Source organism: Pantoea sp. C2G6 (assembly GCF_051336815.1).
In the GTDB taxonomy this organism is placed as follows: domain Bacteria; phylum Pseudomonadota; class Gammaproteobacteria; order Enterobacterales; family Enterobacteriaceae; genus Pantoea.
Genome location: NZ_JBGMNJ010000012.1, coordinates 91,994 through 109,671, shown reverse-complemented (window position 1 = coordinate 109,671; position 17,678 = coordinate 91,994). Strand labels below are relative to the sequence as shown.

General features: G+C 56.5%; 13 protein-coding genes and 1 pseudogene. 2 read left to right on the top strand and 12 right to left on the bottom strand.

Annotation, left to right across the window (positions count from 1 at the left end):
* The first annotated feature begins 24 nt into the window (after positions 1–24).
* The gene (fabY, locus tag ACCW71_RS15735; RefSeq protein WP_436372980.1) at positions 25–972 is read left to right on the top strand and encodes a fatty acid biosynthesis protein FabY; all 948 of its coding nucleotides are present in this window, start codon (positions 25–27) and stop codon (positions 970–972) included.
* A 31-nt stretch (positions 973–1,003) separates the two neighbouring features.
* On the opposite strand, the gene ACCW71_RS15730 is transcribed toward fabY, so the two are convergent.
* The 7 genes from ACCW71_RS15730 to gmk form a co-directional block, all read right to left on the bottom strand.
* The gene (locus tag ACCW71_RS15730) at positions 1,004–2,683 is read right to left on the bottom strand and encodes an AsmA family protein (protein ID WP_436372977.1); all 1,680 of its coding nucleotides are present in this window, start codon (positions 2,681–2,683) and stop codon (positions 1,004–1,006) included.
* A 118-nt stretch (positions 2,684–2,801) separates the two neighbouring features.
* Entirely contained in the window at positions 2,802–4,175 is a 1,374-nt protein-coding gene (locus ACCW71_RS15725; protein ID WP_436372975.1) for a nucleobase:cation symporter-2 family protein, read from the bottom strand.
* An 89-nt stretch (positions 4,176–4,264) separates the two neighbouring features.
* Complete coding sequence (gene recG / locus ACCW71_RS15720) at positions 4,265–6,343, bottom strand: ATP-dependent DNA helicase RecG (RefSeq protein ID WP_436372972.1); 2,079 nt, start codon at positions 6,341–6,343, stop codon at positions 4,265–4,267.
* The gene (gene trmH / locus ACCW71_RS15715) at positions 6,340–7,038 is read right to left on the bottom strand and encodes a tRNA (guanosine(18)-2'-O)-methyltransferase TrmH (RefSeq protein ID WP_436372969.1); all 699 of its coding nucleotides are present in this window, start codon (positions 7,036–7,038) and stop codon (positions 6,340–6,342) included. The genes recG and trmH overlap by 4 nt, the downstream gene beginning before the upstream one ends.
* 3 nt (positions 7,039–7,041) lie before the next feature.
* A complete protein-coding gene (spoT, locus tag ACCW71_RS15710; protein ID WP_436372967.1) occupies positions 7,042–9,150 on the bottom strand; it encodes a bifunctional GTP diphosphokinase/guanosine-3',5'-bis pyrophosphate 3'-pyrophosphohydrolase in 2,109 nt (702 codons plus the stop codon).
* Positions 9,151–9,170: 20 nt separating this feature from the next.
* Positions 9,171–9,446, bottom strand: coding sequence for a DNA-directed RNA polymerase subunit omega (rpoZ, locus tag ACCW71_RS15705; protein WP_003851346.1), 276 nt, complete (start codon positions 9,444–9,446; stop codon positions 9,171–9,173).
* Positions 9,447–9,500: 54 nt separating this feature from the next.
* On the bottom strand, positions 9,501–10,124 hold the full coding sequence (gene gmk, locus ACCW71_RS15700; protein WP_436372963.1) for a guanylate kinase: 624 nt from the start codon (positions 10,122–10,124) through the stop codon (positions 9,501–9,503).
* Between the two features lie 239 nt (positions 10,125–10,363).
* On the opposite strand from gmk, the pseudogene ligB reads away from it, so the two are divergent.
* A pseudogene (ligB, locus tag ACCW71_RS15695) lies at positions 10,364–12,112 on the top strand (NAD-dependent DNA ligase LigB); the annotation flags it as partial.
* On the opposite strand, the gene ACCW71_RS15690 reads toward ligB, so the two are convergent.
* The 5 genes from ACCW71_RS15690 to lpxP form a co-directional block, all read right to left on the bottom strand.
* Positions 12,053–12,670, bottom strand: a complete 618-nt coding sequence (locus tag ACCW71_RS15690) for a trimeric intracellular cation channel family protein (RefSeq protein ID WP_436372960.1) — start codon at positions 12,668–12,670, stop codon at positions 12,053–12,055. The pseudogene ligB and the gene ACCW71_RS15690 overlap by 60 nt on opposite strands.
* Before the next feature lie 397 nt (positions 12,671–13,067).
* Positions 13,068–13,712, bottom strand: a complete 645-nt coding sequence (locus ACCW71_RS15685) for an oligosaccharide flippase family protein (RefSeq protein ID WP_436372957.1) — start codon at positions 13,710–13,712, stop codon at positions 13,068–13,070.
* Positions 13,713–14,489: 777 nt separating this feature from the next.
* A complete protein-coding gene (locus tag ACCW71_RS15680) occupies positions 14,490–14,885 on the bottom strand; it encodes a polyketide cyclase (RefSeq protein WP_436372955.1) in 396 nt (131 codons plus the stop codon).
* A gap of 130 nt (positions 14,886–15,015) precedes the next feature.
* Positions 15,016–16,158: an alanine racemase gene (locus tag ACCW71_RS15675; protein WP_436372952.1), complete on the bottom strand. Its 1,143-nt coding sequence runs from the start codon at positions 16,156–16,158 to the stop codon at positions 15,016–15,018.
* A gap of 174 nt (positions 16,159–16,332) precedes the next feature.
* On the bottom strand, positions 16,333–17,256 hold the full coding sequence (gene lpxP, locus ACCW71_RS15670) for a kdo(2)-lipid IV(A) palmitoleoyltransferase (RefSeq protein WP_436372950.1): 924 nt from the start codon (positions 17,254–17,256) through the stop codon (positions 16,333–16,335).
* Positions 17,257–17,678 lie beyond the last annotated feature (422 nt).

Below are 17,678 nucleotides of genomic sequence, written 5' to 3'. Positions count from 1 at the left end.
CCATCCGAGCGGGAGAAACATTTTATGTATCACCTTCGCGTGCCACAGACGGCGGAAGAGCTGGATATCTATTATCAGTTCCGCTGGGAGATGCTACGAAAACCGCTGCGTCAGCCGCAGGGTTCTGAACGAGACGCCTGGGATGCCTTAGCCCATCACCAGATGGTGGTGGATGAGCAGGGCAACCCGGTTGCGGTTGGACGCCTCTACATCAATGCCGATAACGAGGCGGCTATCCGCTTTATGGCCGTGCATCCCTCGGTGCAGGGCAAAGGGCTCGGCACGCTGATGGCGATGACGCTGGAGTCGGTGGCGCGTCAGGAAGGGGCGAAACGGGTCACCTGTAGCGCCCGCGAAGATGCTGTCGCCTTCTTCGCGAAACTCGGCTACGTCAACCAGGGTGAGATTACCGCGCCGCAGACCACGCCGGTGCGTCACTTTCTGATGATCAAACCGGTGGTGACGCTTGACGATATTCTGCATCGCGCTGACTGGTGCGGTCAGCTGCAACAGGCCTGGTATGATCACATCCCGCTCAGCGAAAAGATGGGGGTGCGGATTCTGCAATTTACCGGGCAGAAATTTATCACCACCATGCCGGAGGCGGGCAATCAGAACCCGCATCAGACGCTGTTTGCCGGCAGCCTGTTTTCGCTGGCGACCCTGACCGGCTGGGGCTTGATCTGGCTGCTGCTGCGTGAGCGTCATCTGGGCGGCACCATTATTCTGGCGGATGCACACATCCGCTACAGCCACCCGATCAGCGGACGGCCTGGCGCGATTGCCGACATCGGCTCGCTCAGTGGCGACCTCGATCGTCTGGCGCGTGGACGTAAAGCCAGGGTGCAGCTGGAAGTGGAGCTGTTTGGCGATGATGAGTGTGGCGCGGTGTTTGAGGGAGTCTATATCGTCCTGCCTGCCGATCCTGACGGGCCGCTGGAAGAGGGTGGCTCGGGGGCGCGCATCAATTAATCTCAGGGCCGTCACCACGGCCCTGATGCTCTTATCTTACCTCACCAGCCTGCATCCTCTGCTGGAGCTGCTGGCTGTCGGTGGTCACTGACAAACTGCCGTTCACCGTCGGACGCAGCGGCGCATCCGCCTTTAACGATCCCTTCAGTTGCAGCTGCATATTGCTGTCACCGGTTAACGGCAGTGCTGGCCAGCCCCAGTTCTGCAAGACATTGACCGGCACTGCCCGGCCGCTCAGTTGCAGCGTCAGCGGACGGGCGGGCTGTTGTCCCACCGTCGCGGTGCCCTCCAGCAGACCCTGGCCGCTGAACGCGCTCAGCTCCGTTACCTGAATCTGCTGCTCGTCAGCATTGAGTGTCATCGACGGGTGACGCAAATCGGTGCGGTTAAAGGTCGACTCCGCGGCGTTGAGGCTCAGCTTCCCGGACCAGATCCCCCATTGATGCTGACGTGCCAGCACCAGGTTTTCGCCACTGCCATCCAGTGAAGTCAGCTGGAAGGGAAAAGCCGGATTGATGTCGATAATCAGGTTACGGTTCGAGGTAAAACGAGTCACCGCCACGCTCTCCAGCCACGCCGGCAGTGTTGCCTGCCAGCGGTCACGCCAGTCCTGTGGCAGCGTATATTCCAGTCCGGCCACCGCCAGATTTTTCAGCGTCAGACGTTTATCGCTGCGTGACCAGTCACCATCTGCCCGGATTACGCCATTGGCCCAGCGTGAACTGAACTGCGTCAGCGCTACACCCTGTGAGGAGAAATCCAGGTTAACAATCGGGTCGTTAAGCTCAAAACCGCCGTTGATAAAATTGCTGGCATTGAGCGACAGCGAACCATCATTGCTCTGCCAGTCGTCGCCCTGCCAGTTAAGATTTCTCAGCGTCAGATCCAGGTCGGTCACGGCCCAGTCCGGGCCCTGCAAACGGGCATCGGTAATATCCAGGCGCGTCACGGCGATCGACGGCACCGCCTGTAAGCTATGCAGGAAATCTTTCAGGTTACTGGCGGTCTGCAAACGAATATCGTTCAGCCGCAGCTGATTAATTTTCCAGTTGCCCTGAGCATCGCGTTCGCCGTTGCCGGTCATGGAGCCTCGTGCCAGGTCCGCGCCAATATTGTCAAAGCGCATCCGGCCCTGGGAAACGCTTCCCTGGATCAGAACGTTTTCGCCCGGCACCTGATTCAGTGTCATGCTGCCAGCGCTCATCTGGAAACGGGCATCCTGCCCCAGCATATCCAGGGAAACCGGTTTCCACGGCACAATGCCGCCATTAACCTGCTGCGCAAACAGCGGCAGGGTGCTATTGGGGCTGTCGATACGCATGTTGTTGAGTTGCAGACGCTGCGCCTGAATCGGCAGCGCGCTGTCAGGCGTCAGATTGGCCAGATTGACTTCGCCATCGCGCAGCTCAACGCTGCTGAAATGCAGCGGATCGCTGAACTGCACCAGCGCCAGGCCGAGATCGACCCGCTTTGCCACCAGCACCGCGGGCTGCCCATCGTGACCAAAACTGAAATCATCCAGAATGATATGCGAGGGTGAAGAGAAGTTGTGTTCAATTTTACTCAGGGAGAGATGCCAGGCAGTTTTATCGCTTACCCAGCGGCTGAACCAGCCTGCACCCCACTGTGTCTGCAACAGCACATAGATCACCACCAGGATGAAAAGCAGCAGCAAAAGTAAGGTGAGGAAAAACTTTCCAATAAATTTCATAGCATCCTTCCCGAGAGTAATCCGGTGAGAGGTTGTTATGCCTGAATTACCGTTACAGCTCAACAGCCTGGATGTAAATCCGAATAATTAGCAGACAGGCCGAAGCCTGTCTTCAGAATTACTTCTCTGGCGGAAAAATCAGGTTAAGCACGATAGCGGTAATACCGCCCGCCGCAATGCCGGATGAGAGCAGGGTTTTCAGCCAGTCCGGCGCAAATTGCAGGATCAGCGGCTGCTGGGAAACGCCCAGCCCTGCCGCCAGCGACAGCGCAATAATCATGATGGCGCGGCGGTTGAGTGGCTCGCGTGAAACGATACGCACACCCGAAGCGGCGATGGTGCCAAACATCACGATGGTCGCTCCGCCGAGTACCGGCTCCGGGATTAGCTGCACCAGTCCACTCACGGCCGGCAGCAGCCCCAGCACGATCAGCATCAGCGCCACGACAAACCCGACGTAGCGGCTGGCGACGCCGGTTAACTGGATCACGCCATTATTCTGCCCGAAGCAGGAGTTCGGGAAGGTGTTGAACAGGGCGGAAACAAAGGAGTTCAGGCCGTTTGCCAGCACGCCACCTTTCAGGCGCTTCATATAGAGCGGTCCGCTGACCGGCTGCTCCGAGACATCCGAGGTGGCGGTAATATCGCCAATGGTCTCCAGCGAAGTCACCATAAACACCAGCATCAGCGGGATCAGCAGATTCCAGTCAAAGCCCAGTCCGTAATAGAGCGGCGTCGGCACCGCAATCAGCGGCTGGTCTGCGGCGGGGGTGGCCGCCGGCAGCATGTTCATCGCCCAGGCGAGCAGATAACCCACTGCCATCGCAATCACCAGCGAGGCGACACGTAGGTAGGGATTTTTCTGCCGGTTAAGCAGTACGATCACCAGCAGCACGGCACCCGCCAGCAGCAGGTTTTTCGGCGCACCAAAAGTATGGTCGTTAAGCGCGCTAAAGCCCCCGCCAATCGAGGTCAGCCCCACCTGAATCAGTGACAGGCCGATAATCATCACCACAATACCGGAAACCAGCGGCGTAATAATGCGGCGCGCCAGGTGCAGGACGCGGGACAGCACCATTTCAGTACAGGAAGCCACCATCAGCGTACCAAACAGGGCCGCCATCATGGTGGGTACATCCGCGCCGCCATTTTTCAGCGCCATGCCGCCCATGATTAACGGCGTGACGAAGTTGAAGCTGGTGCCCTGAATCGACAGCAGACCCGATCCGACCGGCCCCCAGGTTTTGATTTGCAACAGCGACGCCACGCCCGAGGCAAACAGCGACATGCTGATAATGTGTCGGGTATCCTGCGCCGGCAGTCCCAGCGCCTGACAAATCAGCAGCGCCGGGGTGATCACCGCGACAAACATCGCGAGCAGATGCTGACCGGCGGCAAACAGGGTCTGCGGCAAGGGAGGACGATCTTCAAGACGGTAAATCAGTTCGCTGTGGCTGACGGAGGGCTGGTCTGGCTGCGGAGTGGTGGACATCTTCTGCTCTTCCCGAAAAATAGTGTGGCGATTGTAATCATCCGCCGGCTAAAAGCAATCGTTTGCCCGGCGGAGATAAAAAAGGCCGATCAGACGTTGGTGTAACGGGTGTTCTCCGGCAGCCAGCGTTCGATCAGGGCGCTGGCCTGCTCGGGATAGTGCTGGTGGATATGCCGCGCCACGCGCTGTACTTCGGGCACCATCGCCTGATCCCGCAGCAGGTCGGCGACCTTGAATTCCGCGTTGCCGGTCTGGCGCGTACCCAGCAGTTCGCCCGGTCCGCGGATCTCCAGGTCAAACTGGGCAATCACAAAGCCGTCATTGCTGTCACGCAGCACCTGCAACCGCTTCTGCGCCGTCTTGCTCAGCGGCGCTTTATAGAGCAGGACGCAGTGCGACGCCACCGCCCCGCGTCCGACCCGGCCGCGCAGCTGATGCAGCTGCGCCAGCCCTAAACGTTCCGGGTTTTCAATAATCATCAGGCTGGCATTGGGCACATCGACGCCCACCTCAATCACCGTGGTCGCCACCAGCAGTTGCAGTTCGTTGGCTTTAAACGCCTGCATCACCGCCTGTTTCTCGGCGGGCTTCATCCGGCCATGCACCAGGCCAATGTTCAGGCCGGGCAGCGCTGTTTTCAGGGCTTCCCAGCTCGCCTCGGCCGCCTGCGCTTCCAGCAGATCGGACTCTTCAATCAGGGTACAGACCCAGTAGGCCTGACGCCCTTCGCGGCAGGCGTTTTCCACCCGCGCCATAATCTCATCACGACGGGTATCGGGGATCGCCACGGTGGTCACCGGAGTACGACCTGGCGGCAGCTCATCGATGGTCGAGGTATCCAGATCGGCATAGGCGGTCATCGCCAGGGTGCGCGGAATGGGCGTGGCCGTCATGATCAGCTGATGCGGATGGAAACCCTGCTCCTCGCCTTTCTCCCACAATGCCAGCCGCTGGTGCACGCCGAACCGGTGCTGCTCATCAATGATGACCAGCGCCAGGCCGTTAAACTGTACCTGCTCCTGAAACAGCGCATGGGTGCCGACAACCATCGCCACCTGACCACTGGCAATCGCCTCCTGCTGCGCCTGACGCGCTTTGCCTTTCTGTTTCCCGGCCAGCCAGCCCACTTCAATACCCAGCGGCGCAAACCACTGGCGGAAGTTCGTGGCGTGCTGTTCAGCCAGCAGTTCCGTCGGGGCCATCAGCGCCACCTGTTTGCCGTGGGCAATAACATTCAGCGCAGAGAGTGCGGCCACCAGCGTCTTGCCCGAACCCACATCGCCCTGCACCAGCCGCATCATCGGAAAATCATTCCCCAGATCTTTTTCAATCTCCGCGACCACCCGCTTTTGCGCATTGGTCGGTGAAAAGGGCAGCGCGGCCAGCAACTGGTCACTCAGATTGTGTCGCGGAGGCATCGGCAAGGCGTAATAGCGCTGCGCACCGGCACGCACCGCCAGCATGCTGAGGTTATGCGCCAGCAGCTCTTCCAGAATCAGGCGGCGCTGGGCCGGATGACGGCCACTCTCCAGCTCGCTGAGCCGGAGATCGGGTGGCGGACGGTGCAGCGTGCGCAGGGCGTCGGGCAGGCTGATTAAGCCGCCGCTCAGTTCCTGCGGCAGCAGTTCGGCAATCGGGCAACTCTCCAGCAGCGTCAGCGCCTGGTCGGTGAGATTACGCAGCGTGGCCTGACGAATGCCTTCGGTGGTGGGATAGACCGGCGTTAAGGTCTCTTCCAGCGTCACATTGCTCTGCTCGCCCTGAATGCGATATTCAGGATGGATAATCTCCGCGCCGCGCTGGCCGCGCTTGATCTCACCATAGGCGGTGACGCGACGGCCGGGCGACAGGTTGTTTTTCATGCCGGCATTGAAGTTAAAGAAGCGCATGGTCAGCACACCGCTGCCATCACCAATCTGGCACACCATCATCCGGCGGCGACCAAAGGTGATTTCCGAGTGCAGCACTTCGCCCTCTACCGTGGCCCAGATACCGGGCAGCAGATCATTAATGGCGTAGAGCTGGGTGCGATCTTCGTAGCGTAGCGGGAGGTGGAGCAGGAGATCCTGAATGGTGTGCAGGCCAATTTTAGCCAGCTTCGCCGCCTGGCTGGCACCGACGCCGGTCAGGGTACTGAGCGGGATGGCATCCAGCAGACGGCCTTTCATCTTTTCTTACCGGTCGATTGCATGGTGGCCCACCAGCTGGGGTCCGCCTCGACTTCACCCTGCGCGTTAATACGCGGGTAAGGTAAACCTTTCTGTTTCGCGACCCGCGCCAGCACCGGAAATCCGCCTTCGAACAGCAGACGCTGCTGCTCATCTTCATCCAGCAGGCTGTAATCGCGCAGGTAAAGACCGGCATTCTGTCGTTGCCGCTGGGCTTCATAGAGGATCAGCGCGCAGGCGACCGAGACATTCAGCGACTGCACCATGCCCACCATCGGGATCACAATCTGCCGGTCAGCCAGTGCCAGCGCTTCCTCGGTGATGCCGGTTTTTTCCTGGCCCATCAGAATGCAGGTCGGCAGGGTGTAATCGATCTCACGGAAATCGACCGCATCGGCGGAAAGATGAGTGGCCAGCACCTGCATCTTCTGCTGTTTCAGCTGCTTAACGGCGTCGCCGATAGTGGGATGGGTGACCACCTTCACCCAGCTGTTGCTGCCGGCGGAGGCGGAAGCCTGGGTGCGCATGCGCTGGCTCGGCCAGACCGCATGCACTTCATGGATGCCGACGGCGTCAGCGGTACGGATCACCGCCGAGACGTTATGCGGCTTATGCACCTGCTCCATGCAGACCGTCAGGTCGTGCTGGCGCAGCGCCAGCATCGCCTGAATCCGGGCAAAACGTTGATCGTTCATGCACTAATTACGGTTACGGTGAACTTTGATCACATCCGGCATCACGCGAATTTTGCGCATGATATTAGCCAGATGGACACGATCACGCGCGGTCAGGCGGATAAAGGCACTGTAGACGCGACCGTCGCGCTCTTCGGTGTTCAGGCTCTGAATGTTGGAACCGGCGGTGTTGATAGCGGCCGTCAGGTTCGCCAGTGCGCCCTGATGGTTAAACATATCGACCTTAATCTCCGCCACGAACTCCTGCTCCGTCACTTTATCCCATTCGACCGGCATGAATTTCTCCGGCTCTTTCTGGTAGCCACGGATGTTGCGGCAGGATTCGTGATGCACCACCAGCCCTTTACCTGGACTGACATGGGCAACAATCGGGTCGCCGGGAATCGGACGGCAGCATTTGGCGAAGGTAATCAGCACGCCATCTGCGCCCTTGATCGGCAGCTTACCGCGCTTGCTGTTACTGCTGATGGCGTTGCTGTCAGCCTGAAGCAGGTTTTTCGCCACCACCACGCTCATCGCGTTGCCCAGACCGATCTCCGCCAGCAGGTCGTCAAGCGAGGTCAGCTTCATCCGATCCAGCTCCTGCCTGATATTCGCAGGCGGGATCTCAGCCAGTTTACGGCTGCCACCCAGCGCGTGGCTGAGCAGGCGGCGACCCAGGTTTACCGAGTCTTCACGCTTGAGGTTCTTCAGCAGCTGACGAATTTTGGCGCGGGCTTTGGAGCTGACGACAAAATTAAGCCAGGCGGCGTTGGGACGGGCACCTGGCGCGGTGATGATCTCAATGGTCTGACCGCTGGAGAGGGTCTGCGACAGCGGATAGGGCTGACGGTCCACGCGCGCGCCTACGCAGGCATGACCAATGTCGGTGTGCACCGCATAGGCAAAGTCCACCGGCGTCGATCCGGTCGGCAGCTCAACGATACGGCCTTCAGGTGTAAAGACGTAGATCTCATCCGGGAAGAGATCGGACTTCACGCTTTCAATAAATTCAAACGAACTGCCCGCACTCTGTTGCAGCTCCAGCAGGCTTTGCAGCCAGCGCTGTGCGCGAATCTGTGCGGTGGTGCCACTTTCGCCCGCCTGTTTATACGCCCAGTGCGCAGCGACCCCCATTTCCGCCATCTGGTCCATATCTTCAGTACGGATCTGTACTTCAACCGGCACGCCGTGCGGACCGATCATTGAGGTATGGAGGGATTGATAGCCGTTGGCTTTGGGGATGGCGATGTAATCTTTGACGCGGCCCGGACGCGGCTTATACAGGCTGTGCATCTGGCCCAGCACGCGATAACAGGTATCCAGATCTTTCACGATGACGCGAAAGGCGTAAATATCCATGATCGAGTGAAAACGCTGCTCTTTCAGCGTCATTTTTCGGTAGATCGAGTAAAGATGCTTTTCGCGACCGCTGACGCGGCAGGGAATGCCCGCTTCCTGCAACCGGCCATCGATCTCAGAAAGAATCTTCTGGATCATCTCTTTACGATTACCGCGCGCCGCTTTCACCACCTCTTTAATCACCCGATACCGGTTCGGATAAAGGGCTTCAAAACCGAGCTCTTCCAGCTCCGTTTTCAGGTGATGTATACCCAGACGGTGCGCCAGCGGACTGTAAATCTCTAACGTTTCCAGCGCGATGCGGCGACGTTTGTCCGGGCGAAGCGCGCCGAGGGTGCGCATATTGTGGGTGCGGTCAGCCAGCTTGATGAGAATGACGCGGATGTCCTGCACCATTGCCATAATCATCTTGCGGAAGTTCTCTGCCTGCGCCTCTTTCTTGTCGCGGAATTTCAGCTTATCCAGCTTGGAAACGCCTTCGACCAGCTCCGCCACGCTCTTACCGAACAGCTGTTCCATATCCTGGTAAGTGGCGGGCGTATCTTCGATCACGTCATGCAGCAGCGCGGCCATGAGTGTCTCATGGTCGAGCTTCATTTCCGCCAGAATACAGGCCACGGCTACCGGATGGGTGATATAAGGTTCACCGCTGGAGCGTGTCTGTCCCTCGTGGGCATCACGTGCGACAAGATAGGCTTGCTGGAGGCGCTTGATCTGCTCCTCTGGCAAGTATTTTTCAATCAGTTGATTGAGGCTCTCAAACAGATACAAGGGTGACCTGCTGGTGGCTGTTAACGACGACCTTCAGCGATAGCGGTAACGGCCTGCAATTCAGCGGCTTCCTGCTCTTGCTGCTCCTGACGATCACGCACATCTAAAATCTGATTGGTGACCAGACCTTCTTCGATTTCGCGCAGGGCGATAACGGTAGGTTTATCGTTCTCTTCGGGAACCAGCGGATCTTTACCGCCTACCTGCATCTGACGTGCACGACGTGCAGCGACCAACACCAGGTCAAAACGATTACCAACTTTTTCTACTGCGTCCTGAACGGTTACGCGTGCCATAGGTGTGCTACTCCACAGATGAAGAAATGACTGGGCATCATACTGAAACTGTATTCAGACTGCCAACAGTTTGCTGATTAAAGCATCGTGACGCGCCTTCTGGCGCGCCATACGCAGACGTTCTGCACGAATAATGGTTTTCAGATCGGACAGCGCCAGATCAAAATCATCATTCACAATTAAATAGTCATACTCGGCATAGTGACTCATCTCGGCGACCGCCTGGGCCATGCGGCGGGTGATCACCTCTTCACTATCCTGACCCCGACCGCGCAGACGGCGATCAAGCTCCTCTTTCGACGGCGGCAGCACGAAGATGCTGCGCGCGCCGGGCATTCTGGCGCGGATTTGCTGCGCACCCTGCCAGTCGATGTCGAGAAACACATCCACGCCGGTCGCCAGCACCTGCTCAATAGCATGACGCGACGTGCCGTAGTAGTTGTCGAACACTCTGGCATGTTCGAGGAAGGCATCTTCCGCGATCATTTTCTCAAATTCATGTTTTTCAACAAAAAAGTAGTGTTCGCCGTGGGTTTCACCCGGCCGCATACCGCGCGTGGTATGCGAAACAGAGACCTGCGTATCGTACAACGGCTGGGTCTTTAACAGGGCCTGAATCAGGCTGGATTTACCTGCGCCGCTGGGAGCAGAAACAATATAGAGCGTGCCTTGAGCCATGATTTTCTTGAATTGATTAAATGCGGAGTCGATTTCCTGCCCAGTATACACAGCTTCCCGTCGCCACGCAGCGTTTGCGCAGCGGCAGCCGCCAACTTTTGCGTTACGCCACGCAAATGCCCGTCGTATAGCTGCAATAGCCGTCTGTTTGCCGCGCTATTCCTTCCAGATCTCAACATCTCCTCTGGCTGATGGCAAAGCGTCAGTATGGAATGCCAGAAAACCTCAGGAGAGAGACGATGAAAGGATTCGGCTGGCGACTGTTGATGATCGCTTTATGGCTCGCCACGGGGTCAGCCCGGAGCGCGATCTGTCCCGCCTGGACACCGGCAAGGGCCGCGACGGAAATCGATCATCTGCAACAGCAACTTCAGCACTGGGATGACGCCTATTATCGACAGGGGCAAAGCCTGGTGGCTGATGCAGATTATGACAGCCTGCTACAGCGTCTGAATCAGTGGCGACGCTGCTTCAGTTCCGCGCAACCCGCCTATAAACCGCAGCTGCCGGACCAGGGTGAACAGGTGCATCCCGTGGCTCACACCGGTGTAAAAAAGATGCGCGACAAGCTGGCCGTGGCTTACTGGATGCAGGGACGGCGTGATTTGTGGGTGCAGCCAAAAGTGGATGGGATTGCCGTTTCACTGATTTATCGCCACGGTCAGCTGGTTTCGCTACTGAGCCGCGGCGACGGGCTGCGGGGTGAAGAGTGGCTGGAGAAAGCCGCACATATTCCGGCTATTCCCCGCCATATCGCCACCGATCTCGACAGCGTCGTCTTGCAGGGCGAACTCTTTCTGACGATGACCGGTCATCGCCAGTCGGTGGATGGCGGCAGAAATGCGCGCGCGCAGGTGGCCGGTGCCATGATGAGCCGGCAGCCGACGCCACTGCTGAGTTCGCTTAATATTTTTATCTGGGCCTGGCCCGATGGACCGTCCACGATGCCGGAACGCCTCAGCCAGCTCAGCCGTTGGGGACTGGGGATTGCCGAAAAGTGGAGTCACCGCGTCAGAGATGAAGAGGAGGTCGCCAGCTGGCGGGAGCACTGGTTTAACGCTGCTCTGCCCTTTGTGACCGACGGCGTGGTTATTCATCAGACCTCACGCCCGGCGGGTAAAAACTGGCGACCGGGGGAAGGTGAATGGGCCGTGGCGTGGAAATATCAGCCACCGGCGGTCAGCACCGAGGTGCTATCCGTCGATTTTCCCATCGGCCGGACCGGCAAAGTGGCGGCAGTGCTTAACCTGCAACCGGTCCAGCTGGATGATAAAACGGTCAGGCGGGTCAATGTGGGATCGCTGCGTCGCTGGCGGGAGAGTGACATCATTGCCGGCGATCAGGTTACGCTGAGTCTGGCGGGTCAGGGCATTCCGCGGCTGGAAAGCGTCATCTGGCGCGTGGCGGAGCGCCACTATCCTGAGCCGCCTGATGCCTCACGTTATACGCCGCTCAGTTGTTACACCTTCAGCCCGGATTGCCAGAAGCAGCTGCTGGCAAAGTTACACTGGCTCAGCCAGAAATCGGTACTCAATATTGCTGGCGTGGAGCGCCGTACCTGGCTGCGTTTGCTGGAAACCGGCAGCATGACGCATCTGTTCGGCTGGCTGAGCCTGACACCTGAACAGATTGCAGCGGCTACCGGGCTCTCTGCGCAGCGGGCGGGTCAGCTCTGGCATCGCTTTAATCTCACCCGCCAGCAGCCACTGCGTCGCTGGGTCAGCGCCCTGGGGATATCGCTGCCGCGCAAGGCTTTACAGGCGCTGCCCGACCAACAGTGGGAGAGCTTAACGCAGCGCGATGTTAACGCCTGGCAAACTCTGCCAGGTATCGGAGCCACGCTGGCAAAGCGCCTTGTTGCCCAATTTCAGGATGCCAGACTTCAGTCGCTGATCGCTTTTTTGCAGCAGCAGGGCATTCCCGCTGCCTCAATGCTCGGGATGGGGATAGTTGAAGATCGGCAAACCAAGCCGGAAGCGCAGCGCCAGCAGTCGGGCAAAGAATCCGAACAGCAGGGTGATGATAATCACCGCCTCATGCGCCAGCGAGGTCTTAAGCAGCAGGATATAGATCCAGCCTGAGGCGAAAGCGATACCGGCATAAAGCTCTTTCTGAAACACCAGCGGGATGCGATTACAGAACATGTCACGCAGTACGCCGCCAAAGACGCCGGTGATCACCGCGCTAATCGCAGCAATAATCATGGCGTGACCTGAATCCAGCGCCACCTGCGCACCGATGATGGAGAACACCACCAGACCTAACGCATCCAGCACCAGAAACACTTTGCGCAGGTGCGTCATTAAAGGCGCAACGAAGGTAGTGACGACGGCCGCTGCCGCAACAATCATCACATATTCCGGGTGCTTCACCCAGCCCAGCGGGTAATGTCCCAGCAGAATATCGCGCACTGAGCCCCCGCCGATGGCGGTCACGGACGCGATAATAATGACGCCGAACAGATCCATCCTGCGCCGGCCAGCCGCCAGTGCGCCAGTCATGGCCTCGGCGGTAATACCGATGATGTAGAGAACAGTAAGTAACATAGCGGACTCCAGTGTAGACGGCGGCAAGGCTACGCCATTGCCTGTAAGCCAGCGAGGGAAATTTTCTGGCGGTCGGCGCTCAGGATTAGCGCTGTTTATACCAGCCAGCCACCGCATCCGTATAGCGAAGCCTCAGCGTAACGCGCCGGTGAAAGCTGGCGTGATAATTTAATAAGCGAGGCGCATCGCTGACTATTTTATTTAAGAGAACGGCGAGAAGCGGCGAATAGTTCGCGGGTCAGATAACAGGGAGAGGGACGGCGTGAAAATCAGCGAGGCGTTAATGAAGAGATGGGTATTAAGTTACGCGCAACAGGAAAAAGAAAAGGCGTGCTGGTTCACAGCACGCCAATGCATCGTTTCGGATGCCCAGAGCCCACCATACAGACTTATTATATTATCTGTTTCTTGCACGAATCTTTGAAAAGGTTTTCAGGCTGAAATGGTATTCCGGCTGGAACCATGAACGGCCATAGTAGCAGTAAATCAGCATACGGATGGACGCCATCGCCAGATAACCCCATATCGCACACAGTACTGAAGGCGTCAGCCAGACGGTAAATAAGGTGATACCAAGTCCGGCTAATACCGAAAAGGTTTCAGCAAAGGCAATACGGGTATACTGCTTTTCACGCTGTAATATTGCACGGTAATGCTGGCCCTGGGGAATAATAATAAACACCACGGAGACCATTTGCAGCATTAAAGCCAGTTCAGGCTGATCAAACATGCTGTTCAGCAGGTGGCTGCCCGCAAATAACAGCGCGAATACTGCTAAACCCATCAGCATGTTGCCCCAGTAAAGGGTCGACAGATCGTTGATGGAGAGGATGCAGCGGCGGATCAGCGTATTGGAAAAACCGCGGTCGGTCAGGGTATCGATAGCCAGTAAAGCAATGACGGCAATCGCCAGCAGGTTCAGTTCATTTGCCTGTAGGATTTGCGCCAGCAGCGAAAGCTGTAGCACCCCGATACCAATAATCTTAATTGAAGAGAGAAGGGACCACTTTGCGCTATTAAGACTGCTTTCACGTATTGCCATAATAAGCTCGTTAGAATCGACAGATTCTGTGAGAATTAAATCATTGTGTAACAACAGCAGCAGATAGCTGTTACACCGTTATTGAGTGCAATTTTCTGGCCTGAGTCCTGAATGCGTTCTCCAGTTCCGCCATGTTATTATGGGTTGAATAACATCATGCCCGGATAAAAAGTTATCCCTGGTAATCTTTTTTTTCGGGTTGTATGACGGTAGCCCCGGTAACGCTAAGTGCTCCGCCAGATCATCAATGATCCCGTTATTATTTTATATAATAAAGCCGGCATCCCTGCGGCAATCTCAACACTTTCTTTTCCGCGAAAAAAGGAAAGGTTGAGCGGTCCCTGACTTTTTTTACTGCTTTATCATTATGGGTATTGCTGTGTGTGGAATGATTTATACATTGTTTTATTTAATTTAACACCATAAGAAAAGTCTGATAACGCTACCGCAGAAATAAATGGTTTCACTTTATGCATGATAAATATTAAATCCCCAGACGAGCCATTCCTGATGATTGTTAAGGATTAATGTATGCGTCTGAGAGAAATCGTTCAGGCGGCCTGCAAAGTCGATGGAAATCAGCGCTTGTCGCCTGACGGTCGCCGGTATTGCCAGGAATTTTCCTGATAGCAATGCTTAAGCAGGATTGGTGGTAAAGAACCAAAGGCGACAGAAAAGCAGCTAAGCGCTTTATGCTTTTTCCTCTGATGTTTTTATGTTTTTTTTCATTAACGACCAGTGTTAACTACAGAGATAAACTGAAGCTAAGTGGTTGATTTACTGAGTCAGTAGCTGATTCAGTTTTTCCAGATCGTTGCTAACCCCTTCAATATCCTGCTTAAATTTATCCTCTGAAGTAAATGGCTGTCGGTAGACCGTGACCATCACCTCCGCCCCCTGCTCGTTGGCGATCACCCGCATCGGCACGTAGATCTCTTTACCCGAGCCGCTATCGACCCAGTGATCCATGACGCCAAATGGATTATGCGGCGTGAACCGAATCTTCACATTGCCTTGCGGCCCTTTTGCGCGCCAGCGATTGCCATCGGGCTCTAACGCGCTCTGCGTCAGTCCGGCAGCCCACTTTGGAAAAAATTCTGGCTTCCAGATGGTTTCATAAAGATCTAACCAGTGACGGGGAATCGTCAGACTCAGCGTGCGGGATGAGAGCATGTTACCTCCGGGAGGTGGGGTCAGAGAGGCATTAAAGCATGGCGAGGGATCGGGCAGAACAGTGCAATAACAGAAGTGTGGGGTTAACAGGGATTCGTACAAAAGGCAGGCAACCTTGCCTGCCACTGGTTCAGATGAATTTTCCGCGAGCATCAACCACATGCTCTTCGCTCTGGCCATCAGCGTGACGCAGAACAAAACTGTCCGACTGTGCCATCACCGCACAGCTGTGATTAGGAAAGAGACGCAACAGCGAGCCAACTGCCGGATGGTGATGCTGATAAAGCAGAAAACCGTGCTCTTCCGATAATTTCGTCACTTCATAAGTCTGACCTGCTTCATCGGCCGCCACGCCGAAACCACTGGCGTTGGTGCCATGCGGGCCCTTATCTGAACTCAGCATTTTTGAGCCGGCATCAATAATGACGTAATGGTCGTTTACCGCCACGACGCGGGTAATCACGCTCATGGCTAACTGATCCGGGCGGCTTAAACCAAGACGGCAGGCGGTCAGATCGAGCAGCGCATAGTTGCCAGGCCGGATTTCCGTGACAGAAGGCGCAATCTCCGCGGCGAGGGCGGTAGGCGTGGAACCGACCGAGAGCGGCACATCGGGAAAACCGGCCGCCTGAAGTTTTTTCTGTAGCTGCTGCATCAGTGCCGCTTCCTGGCGGGCGATCTCCGCAATTGCTGCGGCGTGACCCGCACCATAGGCGTGACCGGCATGTGACACCAGTCCGGCAAAACGCAGTCCGTTAGCCCGCAGCGCGTCGGCAATTTGCACTGCGTCATCGGTTTCGGGGTTAACGCCGATCCGATGCAGGCCAACATCCACTTTAATGGCAACCGCCAGTTCGCACGCCGGTTGCCGCTGGCTGGCTTCAGCGATCGCCGCTACGCCCTGTAACGTATCGGCAATCAGGGTGATTTTCGCCTGATGCAGTGCGGCGAGGCGCAGCAGTTCCGCCACGCTTTGCGGACGAATAACCGGATAGGCTAACAGCAGATCGCGGACACCGCCGGCGATAAAGCTGATGCCTTCGCTGGGTTTAGAAACCGTTACGCCCCGCGCCCCGGATTCGAGCTGGCGCTGCGCAATCCAGACGCTTTTGTGAGTTTTGATGTGGGGACGCAGCGCAACACCGGCGGCATTGGCTTTGAGCTGCATCTGTTGCAGATTCCGTTCCAGCCGTGCGGCGTCTACTTCAATATAGGGTGTCAGGCGATCATCAATTAGCGGGCGCTGCCACTGCTGTTTATCGTTGCTATCCATAAGAGAGTCCGGCATTGACCTGAAAGAAGGGTCCATCATTCCTTAAATAGCGTCCTGGTGCCAGCCTGCCAAACAAGGCACGTCACCGGAAAAAGCGGGAAAGGGGTGTAAGGCGGGATTTTGTCGGAAAAGGGAAATAAAAAAGCAGGCGCGTGGCCTGCTCTGTTGACTGTCTTAAACGTAAAGCGACGCTTCACCGGGTGGCCGGGTTTTAAAGCGACGATGCAGCCAGAGATACTGTTCAGGCGCGCGCAGTATCTGGTTTTCGATCACTTTGTTCATATAGGCCGCCGCGGCCGCTTCATCGGTATGAGGATAGTTTTCCAGCAGCGGTTCAATGATCAGGTGGTAGCCATTATTGCCCGGATTACGGATCAGCATAATCGGCACCATCGCTGGCTTGGCCAGACGCGACAGAACAAAGGTCCCGTTGGTGGTAGCGGCTTTTTCCACCGCAAACAGCGGCGCGAAGGTGCTGCCTTTGGGGCCGTAATCCTGGTCCGGTGCAAACCAGACCGATTCACCTTGTTTCAGTGCATGGACCATGCCGCGCAGGTCGCGACGATCAATCATCGCTTTATTTGAGCGCATCCGGCCCTTGGTCTGCACATATTCCATCGCCAGGTTATTGTGCGGACGGTACATCGCCATCATCGGCTGACAGAGACCACTGATGCGACCCCCCAGCTCCAGCGACATAAAATGTACGCCGATCAGCATTACGCCGCGCTTTTCGTTCTGGGCGGCATGCAGGTTCGCCATTCCCGACACTTTAAATAGCCGTTTTACCGCGCGATCGGACCAGAACCAGGCGATGCCGGTCTCAGCCAGCGCCATGCCTAACGAGGCGAAGTTACCGGCAATCATCTGCTCGGTTTTCTCTTCACTGATGCCAGGGAAGCAGAGTTCGATGTTACGACGGGTGATACGTTCACGACGCTGTAAAAAATGGCGGGAGATTTTGCCAGCACCGGCACCGAGACGCATAAGAACAGGGTAGGGAAGCTGGACCAGAAGCCAGAGTATGCCAAGGCCAAACCAGGTGAACCAATAACGCGGATGGAGCAGCGAGCTGCTGAATTTTCCGGTGTTTTTCATTAACAACCTTCTGAGATAAATGGATGTAACGCATAAAGAGCACTTCCATAAGTCTCCAGGCGGTACAGCTGTACTGATTTCGACCAGCACTTTATCAAAAAGTGCCTCCAAAGAAAGGTAAAGACAGGCGTCGACAGGATTGACCTGTTTCATCGACGCGCTATTCGTAGCCCTGAAAAAGGGGGGTTGACTGATAAAATACCAAAAATTCAGTATGTTAAGGAGATGAGTTACGAGGAGGGTAGCGTAACAAACGCGGTTTCAGGAACTTTCTGGAAATGATTATTTATCTATCTTTACATGACGCTAACACCCGCAGCCCGGCAAAAGGGTGAAGCGATTCAGTGAGAAGCTGACCGAAAGGCAGAGTGAATCAGATAGCAACAAGGCTTCAGCCTGACCTGAAGAATTTACGTAACCAG

What these genes read in the sequence shown, in the direction of transcription:
- ACCW71_RS15725 (WP_436372975.1), bottom strand. Translation starts at nt 4,175, where the DNA reads ATGTCCACCACTCCGCAGCCAGACCAGCCCTCCGTCAGCCACAGCGAA.
- gmk (WP_436372963.1), bottom strand. Translation starts at nt 10,124, where the DNA reads ATGGCTCAAGGCACGCTCTATATTGTTTCTGCTCCCAGCGGCGCAGGT.
- fabY (WP_436372980.1), top strand. Translation starts at nt 25, where the DNA reads ATGTATCACCTTCGCGTGCCACAGACGGCGGAAGAGCTGGATATCTAT.
- lpxP (WP_436372950.1), bottom strand. Translation starts at nt 17,256, where the DNA reads ATGAAAAACACCGGAAAATTCAGCAGCTCGCTGCTCCATCCGCGTTAT.
- ACCW71_RS15675 (WP_436372952.1), bottom strand. Translation starts at nt 16,158, where the DNA reads ATGGATAGCAACGATAAACAGCAGTGGCAGCGCCCGCTAATTGATGAT.
- ACCW71_RS15730 (WP_436372977.1), bottom strand. Translation starts at nt 2,683, where the DNA reads ATGAAATTTATTGGAAAGTTTTTCCTCACCTTACTTTTGCTGCTGCTT.
- ACCW71_RS15690 (WP_436372960.1), bottom strand. Translation starts at nt 12,670, where the DNA reads ATGTTACTTACTGTTCTCTACATCATCGGTATTACCGCCGAGGCCATG.
- ACCW71_RS15685 (WP_436372957.1), bottom strand. Translation starts at nt 13,712, where the DNA reads ATGGCAATACGTGAAAGCAGTCTTAATAGCGCAAAGTGGTCCCTTCTC.
- ACCW71_RS15680 (WP_436372955.1), bottom strand. Translation starts at nt 14,885, where the DNA reads ATGCTCTCATCCCGCACGCTGAGTCTGACGATTCCCCGTCACTGGTTA.
- recG (WP_436372972.1), bottom strand. Translation starts at nt 6,343, where the DNA reads ATGAAAGGCCGTCTGCTGGATGCCATCCCGCTCAGTACCCTGACCGGC.
- trmH (WP_436372969.1), bottom strand. Translation starts at nt 7,038, where the DNA reads ATGAACGATCAACGTTTTGCCCGGATTCAGGCGATGCTGGCGCTGCGC.
- rpoZ (WP_003851346.1), bottom strand. Translation starts at nt 9,446, where the DNA reads ATGGCACGCGTAACCGTTCAGGACGCAGTAGAAAAAGTTGGTAATCGT.